Source organism: Peptoniphilus sp. HMSC062D09 (assembly GCF_001811425.1).
Classification (GTDB): domain Bacteria; phylum Bacillota; class Clostridia; order Tissierellales; family Peptoniphilaceae; genus Peptoniphilus_A.
In genome coordinates this window covers 1-21717 of record NZ_KV804698.1, presented here as the reverse complement: position 1 = coordinate 21717, position 21717 = coordinate 1, and the positions used below count along the sequence as shown (strand labels likewise).

Annotated in this window: 18 protein-coding genes; 5 read left to right on the top strand and 13 right to left on the bottom strand. The window is 36.5% G+C overall.

Annotated elements, in window-relative coordinates:
* Nucleotides 1-520: 520 nt before the first annotated feature.
* The 3 genes from HMPREF2801_RS02270 to HMPREF2801_RS02260 are packed head-to-tail and all read right to left on the bottom strand — an operon-like array spanning nt 521 to nt 4597.
* Nucleotides 521-1774 carry an ABC transporter permease gene (locus HMPREF2801_RS02270; RefSeq protein WP_070610380.1) on the bottom strand — a complete coding sequence of 418 codons (1254 nt, stop codon included), beginning with the start codon at nt 1772-1774 and terminating at the stop codon, nt 521-523.
* The gene (locus tag HMPREF2801_RS02265) at nt 1774-2457 is read right to left on the bottom strand and encodes an ABC transporter ATP-binding protein (protein WP_070610379.1); all 684 of its coding nucleotides are present in this window, start codon (nt 2455-2457) and stop codon (nt 1774-1776) included. The genes HMPREF2801_RS02270 and HMPREF2801_RS02265 overlap by 1 nt, the downstream gene beginning before the upstream one ends.
* On the bottom strand, nt 2447-4597 hold the full coding sequence (locus HMPREF2801_RS02260; protein ID WP_070610378.1) for an efflux RND transporter periplasmic adaptor subunit: 2151 nt from the start codon (nt 4595-4597) through the stop codon (nt 2447-2449). Before HMPREF2801_RS02260 ends, HMPREF2801_RS02265 begins: the two co-directional genes overlap by 11 nt.
* Nucleotides 4598-4773: 176 nt before the next feature.
* Between HMPREF2801_RS02260 and HMPREF2801_RS02255 the strand changes: the two genes are divergently transcribed.
* Nucleotides 4774-6075, top strand: coding sequence for a Na+/H+ antiporter NhaC family protein (locus HMPREF2801_RS02255; protein ID WP_070610377.1), 1302 nt, complete (start codon nt 4774-4776; stop codon nt 6073-6075).
* Between the two features lie 132 nt (nt 6076-6207).
* Here the strand turns inward: HMPREF2801_RS02255 and HMPREF2801_RS02250 are convergent, their stop codons facing one another.
* From HMPREF2801_RS02250 to HMPREF2801_RS02235, 4 genes are read right to left on the bottom strand one after another with little or no spacing between them, the layout of a single operon-like run.
* Complete coding sequence (locus tag HMPREF2801_RS02250) at nt 6208-6852, bottom strand: ABC transporter permease (RefSeq protein ID WP_070610376.1); 645 nt, start codon at nt 6850-6852, stop codon at nt 6208-6210.
* Complete coding sequence (locus HMPREF2801_RS02245) at nt 6845-7831, bottom strand: osmoprotectant ABC transporter substrate-binding protein (RefSeq protein WP_070610375.1); 987 nt, start codon at nt 7829-7831, stop codon at nt 6845-6847. Before HMPREF2801_RS02245 ends, HMPREF2801_RS02250 begins: the two co-directional genes overlap by 8 nt.
* Entirely contained in the window at nt 7831-8466 is a 636-nt protein-coding gene (locus tag HMPREF2801_RS02240) for an ABC transporter permease (RefSeq protein ID WP_070610374.1), read from the bottom strand. Before HMPREF2801_RS02240 ends, HMPREF2801_RS02245 begins: the two co-directional genes overlap by 1 nt.
* Nucleotides 8459-9679 carry an ABC transporter ATP-binding protein gene (locus HMPREF2801_RS02235; RefSeq protein WP_070610373.1) on the bottom strand — a complete coding sequence of 407 codons (1221 nt, stop codon included), beginning with the start codon at nt 9677-9679 and terminating at the stop codon, nt 8459-8461. The genes HMPREF2801_RS02240 and HMPREF2801_RS02235 overlap by 8 nt, the downstream gene beginning before the upstream one ends.
* 131 nt (nt 9680-9810) lie before the next feature.
* On the opposite strand from HMPREF2801_RS02235, the gene HMPREF2801_RS02230 reads away from it, so the two are divergent.
* Nucleotides 9811-10155 carry an encapsulin-associated ferritin-like protein gene (locus HMPREF2801_RS02230; protein ID WP_070610372.1) on the top strand — a complete coding sequence of 115 codons (345 nt, stop codon included), beginning with the start codon at nt 9811-9813 and terminating at the stop codon, nt 10153-10155.
* Between the two features lie 74 nt (nt 10156-10229).
* Here HMPREF2801_RS02230 and HMPREF2801_RS02225 read toward each other — a convergent pair whose 3' ends face one another.
* Genes HMPREF2801_RS02225 through HMPREF2801_RS02210 form a run of 4 tightly spaced genes read right to left on the bottom strand, consistent with a single transcriptional unit; the run spans nt 10230 to nt 14324 of the window.
* Nucleotides 10230-11462: an AI-2E family transporter gene (locus HMPREF2801_RS02225; protein ID WP_070610371.1), complete on the bottom strand. Its 1233-nt coding sequence runs from the start codon at nt 11460-11462 to the stop codon at nt 10230-10232.
* A 9-nt stretch (nt 11463-11471) separates the two neighbouring features.
* Nucleotides 11472-11981: a hypothetical protein gene (locus HMPREF2801_RS02220; RefSeq protein ID WP_070610370.1), complete on the bottom strand. Its 510-nt coding sequence runs from the start codon at nt 11979-11981 to the stop codon at nt 11472-11474.
* Nucleotide 11982: 1 nt separating this feature from the next.
* Entirely contained in the window at nt 11983-12849 is an 867-nt protein-coding gene (locus HMPREF2801_RS02215) for a B12-binding domain-containing radical SAM protein (RefSeq protein ID WP_070610369.1), read from the bottom strand.
* 20 nt (nt 12850-12869) lie between these two features.
* A complete protein-coding gene (locus tag HMPREF2801_RS02210) occupies nt 12870-14324 on the bottom strand; it encodes a nicotinate phosphoribosyltransferase (RefSeq protein WP_070610368.1) in 1455 nt (484 codons plus the stop codon).
* Between the two features lie 249 nt (nt 14325-14573).
* Here HMPREF2801_RS02210 and HMPREF2801_RS02205 point away from each other — a divergent pair, with 249 nt between their 5' ends.
* From HMPREF2801_RS02205 to HMPREF2801_RS02195, 3 genes are all read left to right on the top strand, one after another.
* Nucleotides 14574-15392: a tRNA lysidine(34) synthetase gene (locus HMPREF2801_RS02205; RefSeq protein ID WP_070610367.1), complete on the top strand. Its 819-nt coding sequence runs from the start codon at nt 14574-14576 to the stop codon at nt 15390-15392.
* Between the two features lie 97 nt (nt 15393-15489).
* Nucleotides 15490-16695, top strand: coding sequence for an FprA family A-type flavoprotein (locus tag HMPREF2801_RS02200; RefSeq protein WP_070610366.1), 1206 nt, complete (start codon nt 15490-15492; stop codon nt 16693-16695).
* Nucleotides 16696-17457: 762 nt separating this feature from the next.
* Nucleotides 17458-17808 carry a Spx/MgsR family RNA polymerase-binding regulatory protein gene (locus HMPREF2801_RS02195; RefSeq protein WP_070610365.1) on the top strand — a complete coding sequence of 117 codons (351 nt, stop codon included), beginning with the start codon at nt 17458-17460 and terminating at the stop codon, nt 17806-17808.
* Between the two features lie 124 nt (nt 17809-17932).
* Here HMPREF2801_RS02195 and HMPREF2801_RS09000 read toward each other — a convergent pair whose 3' ends face one another.
* A complete protein-coding gene (locus HMPREF2801_RS09000) occupies nt 17933-20437 on the bottom strand; it encodes an S-layer homology domain-containing protein (protein ID WP_083303698.1) in 2505 nt (834 codons plus the stop codon).
* A 22-nt stretch (nt 20438-20459) separates the two neighbouring features.
* On the bottom strand, nt 20460-21717 hold a 1258-nt coding region (locus HMPREF2801_RS02185; protein ID WP_148130061.1), incomplete at its 5' end, for an S-layer homology domain-containing protein.

The window sequence follows — 21717 nt, the reverse complement described above, 5'->3', positions numbered from 1 at the left end:
AATTTACAAAAAACTATAGATTCTCTATTTAATGCTATTTTCGCATTAGTGCACTGACAAGGTATTCATAGTTTTTTACTGGGAATTTTTGTCTAAAATTTAAAATTTTTTAATTTTTTTGATTTTTTATATTATTTTTGTATTAAATTAGTGTTAATTTTTCTTTTTTATGTTTCAGGTTTGCTACTAAATTTTAATATGGCTTTAATATTTCTCCCTCTTTGTAATACTTCCTTAAAATTTTTCGTGGAAATTTTTTTGAGGCTTTTTTCCGCCCTCAACTATTTATTATTGCTTATTGATTTTTTGGCAAAAACTTAGTCCTCTCTATCTTTTAATTTTTTTCACCTACAAGATGTAGGTATATAATAGAAAGAATTTGAAAAATATACTATATAATAGAAGGAATTTGATTTTTTTATGTGATTTTTAAATATTTTCATATTCCCCGCAAATTTTTGACAAAAAAATATGCAAGCAAACTTTTTCCAAGCTCACTTGCATCTAATTCTTTTTTATTTTATTCGTATCTCAAGGCTTCTATTGGATCCATTTTTGCTGCCTTGTTGGCTGGGTAATAGCCGAAGAAAATTCCTATTAGCATGGAGAAGCCCACTGCCACTATTATGGCGCCAAGGGAAGGAAGTGTCCTTGCCTCTAGGAGGGTGGACCCGACAAGTCCTATGATGGTGCCAAGGGCTATGCCGAAGATTCCTCCGATTATGCAAATTATTACGGATTCGATTATAAACTGCTTTCGTATATCTCCACGAGTTGCCCCCAATGCCTTTCTTATGCCAATTTCTTTGGTCCTCTCTGTCACTGACACGAGAAGGATATTCATTACGCCAATGCCACCTACTAAGAGGGAAATGGCTGCTATGGCTCCTATGGCTATTTGGATTGAGCCCATGGCAGAATTCATCTGTTCTATCTCGCTTTTTGCTGAGTAATATGCTACTTCTGCTCGAGGGTTGTCAGCATAAAATTTTTCGTTTAATTCGTCTCTTATTGCCTGTGCATCTTCTTCAATGCTGTCAGGGTTTTTTAGGGTCAAGGCTAAGTCGTAGTAAACTGTTCTGGGTTCACTTAAAAGTTCTCTGTCGCCCGTTGTCCTTGGAAGGTAAAGTGTGGAGTTGGCTCCGTTAATGGATTGCCCCATAACGGACATTTCTTCATACTCATAGACTCCAATTATTGTGGCGACTATTAACTTACCGTTGACTTCAATTTTTGCCTCTCTACCCAAGGCTTCTGGTGCAGGAACTTTATAGACTTTCTCTAAAACTTTATCTGATATTACTGCTACAGACTTGCCACGAGCGACATCTTCGTCATTTAAAAATCTGCCGGCAATCATTTTTACTTTAAAGATATTTTTTTCGCCAGGGGATGTTGATGTTATGGCTACAGCTTCTTTGTTTCTGCCTTCTTTTACATAGCCCTGTCCGCTTGCTCCCTGGTAGATGAGTTCCTCTATTCTCCTGCCCTTTTGCGCCTCTAAATAGTTTATTTTGTCTTCTGTAAAGTAATCACTTTCACTTAATTCGCCGCCGTCATAATCTGCGTTTTTTGGTCTTACATAGAATTGGACTGCTGTGTTGGCTATGGAGTCAAAGGCTTGGTTCACTGATTTTGTCAGTGCGTCACCTATGGTTGTTATTCCTATTACTGAGCCTATGCCTATTATTATGCCAAGCATGGTCAAAAAAGATCTTAATTTATTTGATTTTAGTCCTTCCAAGGAGAGTTTTATTGTTTCTAATAGGTCCATTAAATCTCCTCCAAGTTCCCGTCAGTCATCTTGTAAATCCTAGTGGCTTCTTCTGCTAGTTCAAGGTTGTGGGTGATGACTATTATTGTCCTCTTTTCCACTTCGTTTAGCTTATGGAATAAATCCATGACAGTCCTGCCTGTCTTGGAGTCCAAGGCTCCCGTTGGCTCGTCTGCCAAGATTATATCGGGATCATTTGCCATGGCTCTTGCTATTGCCACCCTCTGTTTTTGTCCACCAGATAGTTCATTGGGAAGGTGGTTCATCCTGTCCTTCATATCTACAATTTCAAGTAGCCTTTCTGCCCTCTCTGTTCTCTCTTTTTTGGGGACTCCTGCATAGGTCATGGGGAGTTCTACATTTTTTAGGGCATTGGACCTGGGTATGAGATTGAAATTTTGGAAGACAAAGCCAATTTTTTTGGAACGATAGGCTGAAAGTTCGCTGTCCTTTAGGGATGAGATATCAACTTTATTGAGCTCGTAATAGCCTGATGTCTGCCTATCTAAGAGGCCGATGATGTTCATGAGGGTTGACTTGCCTGAGCCTGACTGTCCCACAACAGAGACAAATTCGCCCTCATTGACATCAAAATCTATGCCGTGAAGGATTTCCAGCTCATTTTCCTTCCCTATGTTAAAGGATTTTTTAATACCCTCCATTTTTATCAGCTTATTTTTCATCTTTTTCTCCAGCTTTTTCATCTGCCAGGTCTGCATCAACGACTTTTACTAGGCTTCCCTCACCATAGCCGCCAGATGTGGCAAGGACCTTGTCATTTTCCTTTAAGTCCTTAGATTTTATTGCAGTTTCTGCGTCATTGGAAAGTCCCAGGCTCACTTCCACCTTTTGGATTTGGTACTTATCCTTACCCATATCCTTTAGGGCGAGTATATAATTTTTGCCATCTCTTTCAAAGACTGCATCTGTTGGTACCTTGAAGGTGTTCTTTTCTTCGCTCATGATGTATTTTACTCTAAGGGTCATGCCTGGTGCCAGTTTTGTTTCTTGTCCTTCATCTAATTCAATTGTTGTTTTGTAAAGAACTTCGCCCGTTTTATTGTCGGCAGAGGCTGGCATTGGCACTGGATCTATGGAAATTACCCTGCCCTTATAGGTTTCGCCCATGGCTGAATCTGATGTGATTTCCACAAGTGTTCCCACTGCCACAGAGTTCTTGTCGTATTCTTTTACTTGTGATTCAATCCTCAAGGTATCAATGGTTTCGATTTTTGCCACTGCTGCCGCTGGCGCTTGCCCTTCCTTGGCGTTCACTTCTGTAACTGTGCCGTCAGCTGGTGCCTTTATCAGTGATTTTTCCAATTCTTCCGTCAAATTTTCGATTTCCACACTGTCTAAGTTGTTGGCGCCTGCCCTTGCTGTCTTCAAATTGTCAGATAGGCCAGAAATTTCATTTGCCACTTGGGTCTTTGTGGATTCGAGATTTCTCTTGGCGCTTTCGTAATTGTCTCTGGCTGTTTCAAGGTTTTGTGCCAGCGTTTTTAATTCGTCGTCACGAGCTTTTTGTGATTTTATAGCTTTGTCGGCATCTGATGCTAGGTCTTCCTTGGCTTTTTTCACTTCAAGCCTTGTTGCGTCAACTTGTTTTTGTTGACCTTCCAATTCTTTTTCCATTGCTTCTGCCTCTGATGTATATTTTTGCTGGTCAGCCTTTGCGCTGGCAAGGTCTTCTGAAATTCTATTTACTTCGATTTCTACTTCGTTTTGTGTCCTTGTAAGTCTATTGATGTTTTCATTGGCTGATTTTTTTATTTCTTCAAAGTTTATTGCCTCTATTGCATCTTTATTTTTTTGTATTTCAGCATCTTTATTTGCTATATTCTTTTTAGTCTCATCAATAGTTTTTTGAATCTCTTGTTTTTTTTCTGGTGTGTTTTGAGGCTGGTTTAACTCAAGATTAGCTTTTTGAAGTTTAGCTTCTAATTGACTTTTTTCAGCTCCCAAACTTGTAATTTCCGTTTGATAACTTGTAACTTTTTCTTGAGCCTCAGCCAGTCTTCCCTGTTCTTCCTTAATGGAAATTCCAAGTTCAGTCAACCTTCTCTTCTCGTTATCAAGTGCATTTTGCAAATATGCCTCTTGCCTTGACTTGTCTGCTGCTAGTGCCCTATTGTCGGCAATTTTATTTGCGTTCTTGTTCATGTCATCTTGCAGCTGTCTATATTTTAAGTCTGTCGCCTCTTCTTGGTAGGCAAGATTTTCCCTCGTGCTCTTTTCTGCAACCATGCCTTGGTTGTAGGCTTCGTCTAAACTTCTCTTGAAGTCGTCATAGGATTTTTGCGCTGCTAGGTATTGGTCCATGGCTTGAGTAAGTGAAGTTTCTGCAGCAACTATGGCTGGATTTTTGCCAGAATCACGACCGGAAATTGCCTCATCAAGTCTTTTTTTGGCAGCAGAAATTTGTGCAGAAAGGTTTTTGTCTGTGGCAGACTTTTGTGCCCTTCTTGACTTTAATTGTTGCTCAATGGAAGATGAGTCAAGCTGAGCAATAACATCGCCCTTCTTCACAAGGTCGCCCACTTTTACATTTACATGAGTGACAGGAAGGGGTTTTTCTGCGAAAACTTCCACAGAGTTTGATGACACAACCTTGCCCTTTTCTGTCACTGAATTAGTGACACTGCCCTTCTTAAGGGTCACCACTTGGTTGGAAGAAATTGTCTCTCCCTCTTTGCCACCGATCTTTCCTGAAATTATTTTAAAAATTAAAAATGCAAATGCAAGAAGTAAAAGCAATGCAATAATTTTTGTAATCTTGTTCTTGAAAATAAAGTTTTTTGTCCTTATGTATAAGTTCTTCATATCTACCTCCGCAGTCAATTATATAGTAATTTCCTTTGCCTTTGCAATAGTTATAAACTGCATATTTCTTAAATCTTTATTAAGATTAAGTAAAATTTTTACTAGTGACTTTTATAAATTATAAAACATTTCATATAAAGTTTAAGTTAAGTTATAATAAATTTGAGGTGATTACCATGGAGACGGCTGTCTTAATATTGTTTATGCTAATTTTATTCCTGGCAATAATTTTTAAAGTCCCAATAGCCTTGGCTCTTTTTATAAATTTAATAGTCCTTGCACTTTACGCCTACAAGAAAAAATTTAGCCCAAGAGAAATTTTTAAGATGATTTCACTGGGCATAAGGGACACGAAAACAATACTCCTGGTCTTTTCCCTTATCGGCATGATCACTGGGATTTGGCGACTATCTGGCACCATTGCCTACATAATTTATCATGGGACAGGCCTCATAGCACCAAAGTTTTTTTATGTTGGAGTTTTTATTTTTAACTCTGCAATTTCCTTTTTAACAGGGACAAGTTTCGGCACAGCATCAACTGCTGGCATAATTTCCATGTCCATATCAAATGCCATGGGCTTTAGTCCAGTAGTTAGCGGTGGAGCAATTTTGTCGGGCTGCTTTTTTGGCGACAGGTCCTCTCCCATGTCTACATCAGCACTACTTGTGGCGACTCTCACAAAAACTGACCTCTTTGCGAATTTAAAGAATATGTTTAGGACTTGCATAATTCCCTTTGCCCTTACAATAATAACTTATCAAATCTTTAACCTTGGCATTGATGCAAGGGTCGACAAGGAGGGCATAAATTTAATAAGAGAAATATTTAATTTCAACGCTTTATTGATTATCCCAACCCTTTCCATCATCCTGCTGTCAATTTTTAAGGTGAACTTGAAAATAAATATGGTGATTTCGATTTTAATATCAATAATTTTTGCCGCAGTCTTTCAAAATAAGGGGGCAGGCGAAATTTTTAGGGCGCTGATCTTTGGCTTTCACATAGATTCTGAGGCAGGCAAGCTTATAAATGGTGGCGGTCTTGTCTCCATGCTAAAGATGCTTTTAATCGTGGGTATATCCTCTGGCTACTTTGGATTTTTTAAGGAGACAGACCTTCTTGTGGACGTGAAAAAATATGTAAGAAGACTTTTTGCAGGGCTGCCTGACATGGTGGTCATGTCTATAATGTCCACAGTGATTTCAATTTTTTCATCCAACCAAACCCTTACCATAATGCTCACTTATGAAATGGCTCGTGAAAGTTACGAGGACAGCGAAAAGTTGGCACTGGACATGGAAAACTCAGCCGTCATGACTCCCTCCTATATACCATGGAATATAGCCGGCAGGACACCCCTGGAGATGGTTGGCGCACCAGTTCTCTCCCTTTACTTCTCCTTCTACCACCACTATATAGTCCTAGTTAACACCCTAGCTTCTGTTATAGAATTTAGGAAAAGTAAAAAGAGTTGAGTTAAAGACTTGTAAATTTGGAAAATATATATGGATAATTTATAAAAAAATTAAAAAATAAAATTTTTGACAAAGAAAAACTCAGGCACTTCTATGTCATGTGTACCTGAGTTATTTTTATTTCCTAAAATTTTAAATCTTAGTAAAGGTTCTTGGTGTTAGTTTGTGCTCGATTATTCCCAGCAAAAAGTCTGCCAAGACTGCCATAAGGGCTGTTGGGATTGCGCCTGCTATTATTATTGGGCTGCCCTTGGCTACTGTTATTCCTCTCGTTATAATGTCGCCTAGTCCGCCTGCTCCTATGAAGGTTCCAACTGCTGTCACTCCTATGGCAAGGACTAGGGCGTTTCTTATGCCACCCATTATTATTGATATGGCAAGGGGCAGTTCAACCTTTGTCATTAGCTGAAGCTTTGTCATGCCCATGCCTGTGGCTGCGTCAACGAGTTCTGGTGTCACTGAATTTATGCCCGCCACTGTGTTTTTTAAGATTGGAAGGATGGCGTATAAAAATACTGCAAAGACCACTGTGTCTGGTCCCGTTCCTATTAAAAACATGAGGATGGCAAGCATGGCAAGGGAAGGTATTGTCTGCATTACATTGGCAATGCTAATGGTAAGTCTTGATAATTTTCTCCTTCTTGCCACAAAAAATCCAAGTGGAATTGCTACTATTGATGCAAATAAAACTCCGTATATGGAAATTAGAAAGTGTCTAAGGAACTGCTCAAAGACATAGGATGAGTTTTGTGCATAGTAAATTATTACATCAGACATTTTTTCCTCCTTCCACAAATTCTCTGTAGTCTTTTATTTTATTTTTGTCGACTTTTAGGTCTTCAAAATAATTATTCTTCTTCAAAAAGTTTTCTGCCACCTTTGCTGGCATTTCTAAGTCTTCATCGGCTTGCCTGTTTAGTTCCTGCATGGTTTCTGATGGGATTTGCCCCACAAGTCTCATGATTGTTTCTTCCACTTCTGGATATTTTTCTATTATGGCCTTTGAGGCTACTGGTGAGCAGTCGTAAGGTGGGAAGAGCCTTTTGTCGTCTTCTAGGACTACTAGGTCGTAGGATGAAATTTTGCCGTCTGTTGAATAGCCAAGGACTACATCCATCTCTCCGCTGGCAAGGGCTGTGTAGACAAGTCCTATGTCCATGGGATAGATGCTCTTAAATTTAAAGCCGTAAATTTCTTGGAAGGCCTTGTAGCCGTCGCCCTCTCTCTTTATCCATGCTGTGTCAACGCCAACGCTTACTTTGTCCTTTATTTTTTCAAGGTCTGATACCTTCTTTAGATTGTTTTCTTCTGCAAATTTTTTTGTAACCATAAAGGCATAGGTGTTGTCAAAGCCAAAGGATGGATACCAATATCTTTCCCATCTCTTGTAATATTCCTTCATTACAACTTCTTCTGCCTTTTTTGGATCCTTTATGGGCTCCATGCCAAGCTCGCCACTTAGGGCTGTGCCTGTGTACATTCCCCCTACCACATTGACATCTCCCTTTAACATGGCTATATGATTTAGGACTGATGATGATAGATTTGTTATAAGTGAAACTTTAAGGTCTGTGTGGTGCTCGATCATTTGCTTTACTATTTCACCTAAGATTTGTCTTTCTGTATTTGAGCCTGTGGCTACAACTACATTGGTCTTGGTATTTCCTCCTAGACCTGGAAGGGTGCAAGATGTTAAAAGCATGGATAGCATTACAAAAATCAAAATTAATTTTTTTATTTTATTTGTTTTTTTCATTATGCCACCCCACTTGTCTTGTTAGGTGAAAGTTTGTCTTCAAGTATGCCAAATAAGAAGTCCACAATTATTGCCATTAGGGTTACTGGGATTGTTCCCCAAACAACCATTGGCATTATGGCATTGGTAAGTCCGTTAAAGATAAAGTCGCCAAGTCCACCAGCTCCTACATAGGCTGCAAGAGTCGTCCAAGCAAGGACATAAATGGCAGAAAGTCTAATGCCACTCATGATAACTGGCATTGCCATAGGTATTTGCACTTTTAATAAAATTTGTGACCTGGTCATGCCCATGCCCCTTGCCGCATCTATTAGCTTGTCATTTACTCCTGCTATGCCAAGATAGGTGTTTCTCAAAATTGGAAGTAGCGAATATATGAAAAGTGAAACTATGGCTGGCTTTTTGCCCACGCCAAAAATCGGAATCATAAGGGCGAGTAGGGCAAAGGAAGGCACAGTTTGTAGGACTGATGCTATTGCCATGATAATTTTTGCTGCCGTCTTTGATCGTGTCAAAAATATGCCAAGGGGCACTGCTATTAAAACTCCAAAAAAAAGTGAAATTGAGGCAATAAAAAGATGCTCCAGGGACTTTGACAGGATCTCCGTGCTATTAGTCATTAAGAAATCAAGCATTATCTTCACCTATCTTCTTAGAGGATTCTCCCGATGCGTCCTTCATAAGTTCAGATAAATTGTCATCTTCAAAAATTTCTTCAACTTCATCTTCCTCTTCATTTTCCCAAAGGTTTGTGTAGATTGTGTCAACTACTGAGGCTCTAGTTACAAGTCCAACTAGCTTATTTTCAGAGTCCACTACAGGAAGATTTTTTATGTCCAAATTATAAATGTCACGAATGGCATTCATTATTACAGTGTCTTCTCTTATGGCATAGACCTTTTCCATAACTTCATCAAGGGATTTGATGTGCTTGCCAAATCGTCCAATGTCAAACATACCCACTGCTCCAAGTAGATGATTTTCTTCGTCTGTTACAAAAATTGTGTCTACTCTTCTCTTTCTCATAAGGGCTAGGGCATCGTAGGTTGACCTATCTGAAGTTAGGGAAACTGGATCCTTAAGCATAATAGTTTCCACAGTCCTATAAGATGTCTTTGCTTCGTTTAACTTTTCTTCCCCAAGCATGTCTTCCACATACTTGCTCTTTGGGTTTTTCAAAATATTTTCTGGTGTGTCAAATTGTTCCACATGACCCTTTTTCATAATTACAATTCTATCTGCAAGACTAAGTGCCTCGTCCATGTCGTGAGAGACAAAGACTATGGTCTTTCCCATTTCCTTTTGTAGTCTTTTCACAAGTTTTTGTAGGGCGTCTCTGGTTATTGGGTCAAGGGCACCAAAGGGCTCGTCCATTAAAATTATGTCTTGGTCTGCTGCAAGAGCTCTTATTACACCAATTCTTTGTTGTTGACCTCCAGATAATTCTGAAGGATATTTATCTAAGTAAGATAGTGGAAGGTCCACTTTTTCGATTAAATTTTCTGCTATGGGTCTTAGTTTGTCTTCGTCCCACTTCAAAAGTCTGGGGACAAGGACAATATTGTCATAGACAGTCATGTGTGGCAAAAGTCCAATTTGTTGAATTACATAGCCAATTTGCCTTCTCAAGTCAACGGGATCCATTTCATTTATATTTACGCCATTTATTAAAATTTCTCCGCTAGTTATATCGTTCATCCTGTTGATCATTCTCATGCAAGTTGTCTTGCCCGATCCACTGGCTCCAATAAAACATATAAATTCTCCATCCTTAAATTTTAAATTTATATTTTCAGCTGCAACCTGATTGCCGGGATAGATTTTACTGACATTTTTAAATTCTATCATTTCAATCTCTCCTTTTCTGTCTTTTTTTATTATACCCCAAAAGGAGAACTTTCAAATTTTTTGTTTATTTTCCACATTTTAGGGTTATAATTTTAATAGCCGATTGTATTTTTGTTTTAAGGAGGCATATTATGGCTAACGATTATCATGAACCCGCAGCGGAAATGACAAAGAAATCAAGAGAAATTATTAGGGCGATTAATTCATTAAAAGAAGAAATCGAAGCAGTTGACTGGTACTACCAAAGAGTTGCAGTAACTGATGACAAGGAATTAAAGGAAATCATGTGGCACAATGCTGAAGAAGAAATTGAACACGCAATGATGACACTTGAATGGCTTCGCCGCAACCAAGAAGGCTGGGACGAACAAATGAGAACTTACTTGTTCTGCGAAGGAAATATTTTGGAAGCAGAAGAAAATAGTAAGGAAGAAGAAGAGGAAGAAGACAAAAAAGATAAGAAGAAGAAAAAATAAATAATTTATATTTAAAATTTTCCAAGAAAAAACTGCTTAGAGAATATTTTCTCCAAGCAGTTTATTTTTTATTTTTAAATTTTTTTCATTCTTAAGTCTAAATTTTTCTCGTCGATTTTATATTTTGTGTACTCTCTCATTAGTTCATAAAGAGTTGATGCCAGTGGAATAAATGCCCACATTCCCACTACTCCAAATAAAGATCCACCAAGTGTAATGGCAACAAGAGTCCAAAGTGATGGAAGTCCAACTTCGTCTCCAACAATTTTGGGATAAATTAAGTTTGATTCAAGTTGTTGAAGAATTACAATTAAGACCAAAAACATAAGAGCTTTTGTGGAATCTTCTATTACTATCATAATAAAGCACATTGCTCCACCAAGGAAGGGACCAATAATTGGAATAAGATCTGTGACGCCAACTATTACCCCAAGAGTTGCCGCATTGGGTATCCTTAAAACAAAGGAAGCCACAAAGGTCGCAATACCTATAATAGTTGAAACTGTAAGCTGTCCCCTTATGAAGCCAAAAAAGTTTTCGTGAAGAAGATGAAATACATGAATTATTTTATTTGCAAGATTGTTATCGAAAAAAGAGTAACAAATTCTCCTAGCTTGATAGCCAAGTCTTTCCTTATCTGCCAAAATGTAAATTGATGTAATTAGGGCAAGCATAAAGGACACAAGTCCACCTAAAATACTTGATGCAGTGGAAAGTGCGCCATTAAGTATTTGTGATGACTTGTCACTAGATGTGACAAAGCCCTTTATCCTATTAAATATTTCATTCCAACTTAAATTATCATATTCACTTTGCAACTTGTCAGAATAATTATTTAGGTAAGGTATCTCTCTAGTCTTATCTATTGCCATTTGTAAAAAGCTAGGAAGGGACTTTCTAAGTCCATCAAAGGAATTTATTAGCTGTGGCACAATTATTGCAGTAATAAGGAAAAATACAAGTATTATAAATATAAAGGAAATTGCAATAGAAATTGTCCTCTTGTGCTTTTGGAATTTTTCATTTTTTATCTTGTCAAAAACTTTTCTCTCTAAAAAGTTTAGAGGTATTTTCATAATAAAGGCAATTACTCCTCCAAGTATGAAGGGTGCCAATATACCAAGTAAGACTCCAAAGCCTTTGAAAATACTTTTGCTATTTAAAAATAAATAGGCGACAAATAAAAGTGCCAGTCCCAGTAAAAAAACTTTCTTGTAAACTTCGTTTTTAAAGGATAGTTTTTTCAAAGGAAGGCTTGTCTTTTCCATTTCTTCTAGTTCTTTTCTTTCTTCTCTTTTTTCTTCCATATTTCTCCTCTATTTTTTTGAAAAGTCGTCAAATAATTTAAAATAGTCTTCAAAAAAAGATTTTTGCATACTACTTATGCTCTTAACGTAAATTTCAGAAAAATCCATCATGAGCTTCATTTGCCTAGTGAAGATGTCGGCGTAATCGTCAATTATGTCCATAGTTTCCTCTTCCATCTTCTCTTTGTCATAAAGCATTGGCAAATTATTTTTTTTCTTAAATTTTTTCTTCCTGTCATCTTCAAAATTACTTGGATTTACTTCCATAATTATTTCAAAATCCTTGTTGGATGGCTCATCTTTTTCCTTGTAGTCAATTTCAAGTTTTTCCTCTTTACGAGGCGCCTTGCTATAATCAAGTGGAAGCAAAAATCTTATGGGATTTACTGCAAGAGCCTTCTCATCTTCGTCCTTGGTAAAGGATATGACACCCCTATTTTGGTGTTTGGAAAGGTCTTCTCTTTTTAAATCCTCTTCATTTTTTGAAGCTGCATTATTTTTTAAATCTTTTTTACTCAATTTAGAAACCTCTCAATACATCAGGTCTAAAGTTTTTCTTTTTCAAAGTTTTTTCAATGGACTTTATTAGAGCCTCTCTATCTTCATTTAAGTTACCTGCAAGTAGGACATAGTTTGATGCGTGATTGGACCTGAAGACTGTGCCTTCTGAATCCACATGCTCCAAAAATATTTTCATCTCTTCTAAAATTTCGCCTGCATCTGGCATTTTAAATTTGCCAGAGATGTAGTCGGCATAAAGAGGAGTGTTCTTATAAATTCTCATTGTGAGATATCCCAAGAAGTCTGGCTTTGTTTCAGAGACAAGTTTGGCAGTTCCAATAGCATTTTTTTCTATGCCATCTACTCCGCCAAGGCCTGCAATAATAGTGACAGAAGTCTTAAAGCCTGCCTCCTTTGCCTTTTTCATTGCAGTGACATATTCCTCATAGCTAATGCCCTTTTGAATCTCTTTTAGGAGGTCCTCGTCGCCTGTTTCAAAACCAATGTAGAGCATTTCAAGTCCTTCTTCCCTAAGAGTCTTTAATTCTTCAAGGGACTTTCTGTTAATGTCCTGAGCTGTCGCATAGGAAGAAACTCTATTTACATTGGGATAATATTCTTTTATAGTTCTTAAAATCTCAACTAAATCTTCTGTCTTTAAAATTAGGGCATCTCCATCAGCCAAGAAAATTCTCTCGAAATAATCTTTATAGGAGCTCATTTCGATTAAATCCTTTTTTATGTCTTCAAGAGGTCTAATCCTAAAGTCGTCATCTTTATACATGTAGCAAAATGTGCAAGAATTGTGGGAGCAACCCACTGTTGCCTGAATAATTAGAGACCTTGCCTCACTTGGCGGTCTAAAAACATTTCCGTAATACTGCATATTTCTTCCCTTCTATTTTTTTAATTTTTACCGTGTTTCTTTAAAAGTTCGTCCTTAACCTTCCAAAGTTTTTCTGACAAGTCAACGATGTATTCGTTTGGATTATCTAGTCTCTTAGTTTCTTCCCAAAGAGTGTCAAGTTCTCTCTCTGCCTTTTTCTTTATCTCTTCAAGGCTTGGAAGCTTGTAGACGAGTTTTCCCTTGTCATAAATTTGTACTAGAACCTTCTTGGCTGTGTAGTCAGTTAAGGTTTTTCTCTTCCAAGTGTAAACTGGGTGGAAAATTTCATAATTGTCTTCAGGAATTTCTTCATCCCTTAGGGCAATTACATCTGCCATTGCCTTGCCTGTTTCATTTTCATAAAATCTGTAAAGTTCCTTAAAGCCTGGTGTAGTAATTTTCGCAACATTTTCAGAAATTTTTATCTTTGGAATAATTTTTCCATCATCATTTACAGTTGCAACTAATTTATAAACTCCGCCAAAGACTGGAGATGATTTTGATGTAATAAGTCTTTCCCCAACTCCAAAGGAATCAAGCTTTGCCCCTTGGTGGAGGATTGTCCTTATAGTGTACTCGTCAAGAGAGTTTGATGCCATAATTTGTGCGTCAGGATAGCCTGCATCGTCAAGCATTTTTCTCGCCTTGTTGGAGATGTAAGTGATGTCTCCTGAGTCAATTCTTATTCCCTTTGGTCTAAATCCACGAGGGAGGACTTCTTCGTCAAAAACTTTTATGGCATTAGGTATGCCTTCCTTTAGGGTGTCATAGGTGTCAACTAAAAGGAGACAGTTGTCTGGATAAACTCTTGCAAAGGCCCTAAAGGCTTCAAGTTCAGAGTCAAACATTTGAACCCAAGAGTGTGCCATGGTGCCAAGAGCTGGCACGCCAAACATCTTATCAGATAAAGTGTTGGCAGTTCCTGCACAGCCACCAATGTAGGCAGCCCTTGCACCTAAGTTTGCAGCAGAATAACCTTGCGCCCTTCTTGATCCAAATTCAACAACAGGTCTTCCCTTTGCTTGCTTTACAATTCTAGATGCCTTTGTGGCAATCATTGATTGATGATTTAAAGTTAAGAGAACCATAGTCTCAAGCATTTGTGCCTGCATAGCTGGACCTCTAACTGTTACTAGGGGTTCACCTGGAAAGGCGAGAGTCCCCTCTGGCATAGCCCAGACATCACATTGAAAGTCAAAATTATATAGATAATCTAAAAACTCTTCGTCAAAAATATTTTTGCCTCTCAAAAATTCTATGTCTTCTTCAGAGAAGTGGAGATTTTCCATGTACTCGATTAATTGTTCTAGACCAGCAACAATTGTGTATTCACCGTTGTCAGGTACTTCCCTAAAAAACATATCGAAGATGACAGTCTTGTCTCTCATACCTTCTCTAAAAAATCCATTTGCCATTGTTAATTCATAAAAATCCACAAGTAGGGTGAAATTTTTCTTAACATTATACTTTACCATTTTATACTTCCTTTTCTTCTCTCTACTTCAGTAGAGTCCATTAGTTAATTACATAAATTATATCACATCATAAATATTTTTTGAAAAATTAATGATTTTTAGCCCTTTATTTTAAAATAAGATGTTTTTTTATAAATCTCAAAAAATTTTTTTGGCAGAAAAATATTTAATTGACCTAGAAAGCCTATTATATTAAAAATAAAAATTAACTGTGCTATAATAAGATTAGATTGGTAAAGGTGGAATTTTTTGGAAACAATAAAAAGCACTGTGGACATAGAAAGGTCCCTTATAAAGACTTACAGACGAGACATATATAAAAAATTTGTGCAAGGCGTAAATAAATACGAACTAATAAGCCCTGGCGACAAGATTGCCGTTGCAATTTCTGGCGGCAAGGACTCCCTCACTCTTGCAAAACTCTTGCAGGAATTAAAGAGACACAACAAGGTGCCCTTTGACCTAGAGTTTATAGCCATGGACCCAGGATACCTTCCTGAAAATAGACAGAGGCTGGAGTTCAACTGCGAAAAGCTTGGCATACCAGTAAAGATTCACGAGTCTGATGTTTTTTCCGTTGCAGAAAAAATGTCTGAGGGCGGATCTCCCTGCTATATGTGCGCGAGAATGCGCCGCGGAAATTTATACAACAGGGCTCAGGAACTTGGCTGCAACAAGCTTGCCCTAGGTCATCACTTTGACGATGTCATAGAGACTGTTCTTTTAAATATAATTTATGCTGGCGACTTCAAAACTATGATGCCGAAATTAAAATCGCAAAACTTTGAAGGACTTGAACTAATTAGACCCATGTATCTAGTTCGTGAAGAGGCAATCATTCGCTTTATGAAGTCAACGGGCCTATCTGCCCTTGACTGTGCCTGCACTGTGACAAAGAAAAAGTCTGGCAACAAGAGATTTTTTATTAAGGACTTAATCGAAGAACTAAAAAAAGAAAACAAAAATGTAGACATAAATATTCTTCGAGCAACTGAAAATGTAAATATGGAGCAAATCTTAGGATTTAAAGAAAAGGGCGAAAGACATGACTTTTTGGAATTTTATTAAGACTTTTTGTGAAATTAAAAAGCTTTCTTAAATAAAATACTTAAAGACTCGTGAAAAAATTTGTCAAAATAAAATTTTAAAAAATAAGGAGGATTTTATGGAAAATTTATTGTCAGTGCCTATTAAAAATGACATTTACTATATAGGCACAAATGATAGAAAGACTGAACTATTTGAAGGAATGTGGCCTCTTCCAAAGGGAGTTGCTTACAACTCTTTTCTTGTTAAGGGCGAAAAAAATGTACTTTTTGACTTAGTAAGAGTAAACACAATTGATTCCTATGTGCAAAAAATAAATGAAATAATTGGCGAAGGCGAAAAGATTGACTACATTATGATTAATCACATGGAGCCAGACCACACTTCTTCAATTAAATCAATTTTGGAAATCTATCCAGATGCAAAACTTGTTACAAATAAAAAAGCTGTTGCCATGCTAAATAATTTCTATGAAATTACAGACAACATCATAGAAGTTAAGGATGGTGAAACACTAGAACTAGGAGATAAAAAATATACTTTTTACATGACTCCAATGGTTCACTGGCCAGAATCTATGGTAGCCTATGAAGAAACTACAAAGACACTTTTCTCACAAGATATTTTCGGTGGCTTTGGAACCCTTGATGGCGGAATTTTTGACGATCAAATCGAATATGACGCTCACTATCACGAAGAAACAACAAGATATTTTATAAATATAGTTGGAAAATATGCAGCACAAGCCCTTAAAGCTTTAAATAAATTAGCTGACCTTGATATTCAGTTAATTTGTCCAGATCACGGTCCTATTTGGAGAGAAGATCCTAAGAAAATAATTGACATCTACACATCTCTTGCTAAACAAGAAACTGTTGACGGCTGCGTTGTTATCTACGGCTCAATGTATGGAAATACTGAAATGATGGCAGAAGCTGTGGCAAGGGGACTTTCTGAAGGCGGACTTAAGAATATCAAGATTAGAGACATCACAAAGACATCTAACTCCTATCTTTTATCAGACATTTGGAGATACAAGGGTGTAATCATAGGATCATGTTCTTACGACAACAATTTGTTCCCACCAATGGATTATCTAATGACAGAAGTTTCTCACCAAAGAATGAAAAATAATTATTGGGGAATTTTCGGCTCCTATTCCTGGTCAGGCGGTGCTCTTAAAACCCTAAAGAAATACATGGAAGAAGGCAAGTACGATGTCCTTGACACACAACTAGAAATCCAAGGTGCAGCAACTGAAGAAGAAATGAAAAAGCTTATAGACTTTGGAAAAGAAATGGCTGCAAAAATTTTAAACAAATAAAAAATTAATCGTCACGAATTTGTCGTGGCGATTTTTTTGTGACTTCTTGCAAATTTTTATGTAAATATAAATTTTTTGAGACTTTTGAAATTTTATCTTATGAATTGTATTTTAAAAAAATATAATTTATTTGTGTGGCAAAATTTTTTCCTGTCGCAATTTATTTGTGTGGCAAAATTTTTTTGTGTCGAATTTATTTTGCAACTTATAACTTAAAAAGAACATAAAAAAAGAATGCCTTTATTTTCTAAATAAATGACATTCTTTTTAAATATCCAATTCCATCCAACTTAAACTTTTTGGTTCAATCACTACTATCACCTTAATTATTATTTTACCAAAGCCTTATATAAAATTAATAATTCTCGCATTCCCAACTCTAAGTCTGCGTACCACTTTATATAAAAACTAAGAGTAATATCTAAACAAACTATTTACCATCAATTATTTTAAAAGTTATACTATTAAAAATTCTTTATCGTCCATAAAAAACTATTCGATTTATATAAAAGTCTTGGCGTTTTAAGTCAAAACTTGTAAAATTAATAAAAATCAAAAACATTTTTACTGATCTTGGATGGAATTGTCATGTTTCGCCAAATAAGAAACTTCACAATAATTCTATTCACTTCAACAAGTTAATCTTATTTGGTACTATCATTATACCACACTAAATTATTTTGTAAACACTTTTTGCAAAAATTTTTAAAAATTTTTTATAATTTTTTGTAGTATAATGAAATTACTAAAAGGAGGCTGAAAATGAACACATTAATCGGCTACAAAAGATGTAGCACTTGCAAAAATATAGAAAAATTATTGGAAGAAAAAAATATATCCTACGACTACAGAGAAATCGACAAGGACCTTCTCTCTATTGAAGAACTAAAAAAAATAAAGGACCTTGCAGAAGTTGACATCTTTAAACTTTTTAACACATCAGGCGTGAGGTATAGAGAGCTTGGACTAAAGGACAAGAAGAAGGACATGACTGAAGAAGAAATTTTTGAGCTCCTCTCCACAGACGGCATGCTAGTAAAAAGACCAATCCTCTTGACAGAGGGCAAAGCCTTTGTAGGTCCCCAAGTAAAAAAATATTTAGAGAGTCTATAAAATTAAATAAAAAATTTACAGAGTGCAAGAAAAACTTGCACTTTTTCTATGCAAAAAAATATAAAAACAAAAAAATACCAGAGCCTAAGCCCTGGCATAAAATTATTTAAGAAATTTTTAGGTCTTATCTAGTAATACCATTGTCAATTAGTCTTAGCCAAGATTCATATAGGCGATCGTACTTGTCAGAACCATCTCTTCTTACAAGTTCGTGAGAATTTGCAGCTTCAACAATTTCATAGTAGAACCAATCGCCCTTATTTAAATCAGTAAACTTAACTAGAGAATCTTCAAGATTTCTAATAGCAGCATCGTCAGCTACCCTATTAAACATCCTGTTTAAGAAGGAAGCAGCTTCAGCACGAGTGAGGTTATTATCTGGTCTGAAAGTTCCATCTTCGTAACCTGCAATTCTCTTGTTGCCGTCAATCTTGTTGATTTCCTTTTCGTACTTGTGACCCTTTACATCTTCAAACTTTGAAACATAATCATTTTCCTTGTCAATGGCAGCAAGCATCTTGGCAAATTCTGCCCTTGTAATCTTGTCATTAGGTCTCAAATTTTCACCATCAGCATCAATCATGTCTGCCTTTAAAGCGGCGTTGATGTATGGCAAGTACCATGCCTTGTCTTGAAGGTCCTTGTAGTCTGCCTTAGCCTTGTTAGATAAGTCTAGCTTGGCAAGTCTTGTTACCATGGCAGCAGCTTCAGCACGAGTTAAGTTATTATTTGCTCTCACAGACTTGTCTTCGTAGCCAAAGATGTAGGCGCTATGACTTTCACTTGGTCTCACATTATCCTTTTTAGCATCTGCGTAAACAGGTAGAGTTGGCACATATTCGTGGTGATGTTCTACAGCTTCCTTTTCCCAAATTGCATAAATTGTTTTGCTTTCACAAATCAAATCACTTGCCTTTACAAAGTCGCCACTGCCGTCAGATTTAGTGTTCCAGCCGCGGAAGATGTAGCCTTCACGACTTGGATTGTATAAATATTTTCCAACTTCTTCGCACTTGTCAAGCTCGTGAGTAAGGATTTTTCCATCAAAATGATTTTCATCAAGAGTTAAAACAACTTTTTCAATTGGGTTTGGTTCTTCCTTTTTGTGAACATAGGATAATTTAAGCTCGTTAGCCTTTATCTCATTAATTTCTGCATCAGACTCTAGTGGAATTTTGAATTTTCCAACTTGTTGTGTGCCTAGAGATGAAAGCATATATCCCTTAATAGATCCTGTTATAGTGATATTTTCTTTTCCTTCACTATTAGCAAGTTCATTTGCTCTTGCATCTGTTATTCTGACTATATTTTTATTTTCAATACCATCTGCAGAGCCTAATACTCTTAAAGTCATATTGGATAAAATTTCACTTGCTACAGTTCCTTGAGGTCCCTTTGGAATAGAAAATTCAGGAATTCTTTCTCCTGTAAAACCACGATTTGTATTCTTATCATTTGGATCCCATTGTCTTAGTATAACTCTAATAGTAATCTTTCTGTAATTTTTATCTTTACCATCTGCAGCTTTATACTTAGTTTTAACACTGAATTTCGTTCTTGGATCACTGTTACTTACTAAATCTTTATAGTCATCCAATCCATTCAATACATCTTTTGTTCCGTCATCCTTGAAGCCAAAAGCATAAAGTGGTCTCCATGAGTAACTCTTAAACTCTAAGAATAATTGATCAGGAACTACAAGTCCTTCGTCTTTGCCAAAGTCCATGTTTAAATCAACATGAGTGTAGCCAGCAGCCTTGCCTTCGTCAGTTGGAAAGTCATTATTTTCAAATCTTTCTCCATAATCACGACTTAAAATTGGTAATATCTGATTAGATCCCGCTATATTTTTATATGCAAGCATTGCAGCTACCCAATCCATCTCAAGCTCAGAGTTTAAAACTACTTCGTTAATTGTCTTATCGTCATCTGTTTTTTTGTACTTGTCAATAATGACACCATCAGCACTGTAGTTATCAGTACCCTTCAAAATATCTTCAGCTTTTAAACTCTCATCAATCATTACCTTATTATCATTTATTCTATCTTTAATTTCAGTAGCTAATTGACCTGGAACTAATAAAGCAACTGGATTTGTAGGCAATGGATCTCCATAAGGCTTATTTATTTCATAATAAACAGCATAAATTTTAGCATCTTTTGGTATAGAACTTCCAAAAACATCTGCAATTGTATCTTCTGGTGAAAATAATTTTGCACCTTCTGCTAAAACTCCATTGCCAACAGGAGCCTTATCAGACCAGCCTAAAAATTGCTTTGCTTTTCCTCTTAATAAACCACTATTAAACAATTCATATCCAATCTTATCTGTAAGTTCATAGTGTTTTGGAGTGTCTTCCTTTGTTGTTGACTCATTTACCCATTGACCTACAAGAGTAACATTAGGCTCTGCTCCAAGAGGTGCTCCTTTTATCTCGTCACCAATTTGTAGCTCATCTTCTTCTTTTTCTTTTTCTTCTTGAACTAGAGGACTTTTTTCCTCAGCCCCTTCTTCTATCTCTTCTATTTTAGTTTCAAGTTCTGCAGACTCAACATCTGCAAAAACTTGAAATGGTAAAATTCCTATTAGCATAACCAATGCCAATAATAAACTTAAACTTCTTTTCATATCATTCTCCTAATTTGTTAAATTATCTTTCTTCATATCTCAAGTCTGGGAAGATAAAGGCTTCGCCATTTAACCTTTCCCAAGTTTCGTCCTTGCCATTAGCCTTTCTCATGAAGTCGTGTCCATGAGTAGCTTCCATAATGTTAAAATATGCCCAGTGAGATTCGTCTAGGTCCTTGAAGTTGATCAAAAGATCCCTGTGAGCTCTCACATAATCAACATCAGCATATCTGATTAACATCTTGTTAGTTACAGTTACAACTTCTGCCCTAGTGATAAATCTATCTGGTCTAAAGCTTCCGTCTTCGTAACCAGTTACCCAACCTCTCTCATAAGCTGAGTTAATATATTTTAAAGCCCAGTGGCTTGCTGGCACATCATAAAATCCCTTGACATCGCCGCCAAGAATTTCATCAAATTTTGATGCGATAGTGGCAAATTCTGCCCTAGTGATAGGAGCGTTTGGTCTGAAAGTGCCATCTTCATAACCCTTGATAATATTATTTTCAGTCATGAAGCCCACTGCTGGATAGTACCAGTCGCCTTCAAATACATCGCTGTATGGCAAATTATATTTAACATTCGTGCTTGGATAATTCTTTAGAAGTCTTGCAAACATAGCAGTAACTTCTGCCCTTGTCATGTTGTTGTTAGGAAGGAAAGTCCAGTCTGGATAACCAAACATATAAGCCTTGTGGTCCTCTTTGTTTAACAAAGTCTTTTCAGGAACAACAGCATTGACAGATATTGTTTCCACCTTTTCCTTTCTTTCCACTCTTGGGAATAGAGGGAACCATGGATTAGGATCTTCTCTTTCAATTTTTTTATAAATATGACTTACGACCTTTTCAGTCCTTCTAGTTTCAATAAATTCATAACCAGGAATAACTTCAACAGGTTGGTCACCATCCTTTGAAGGAATTAACTCATTGCCATAAATATCCACATATTCTGTAATAATATTAGTAACAGGTGGCTTTGGTTTGTCTTCTTTTAGTGTTGATGTCGTACTTGCTGTTTTAGAATCTTTATCCAAAGTTACTGTTGCTGTGTTTGTAACTTTCTTCGCTATAACATCAGCTTCTGTAACTTTATAAGTGTATATGAATTCTTTTGATTCATTTACATTTAAAGTAAATGTGTTATCTGTAATAGTAACTAACGAATCTGTAAGAACTAAATTTTCTAACTTCTTTTCACCAGTGTTTGTTACTGTAACTTTATAAGTTAAAACATCGCCAGCTTTTTCGTAAGTTGTTTTGTCAACAGATTTTGTAATT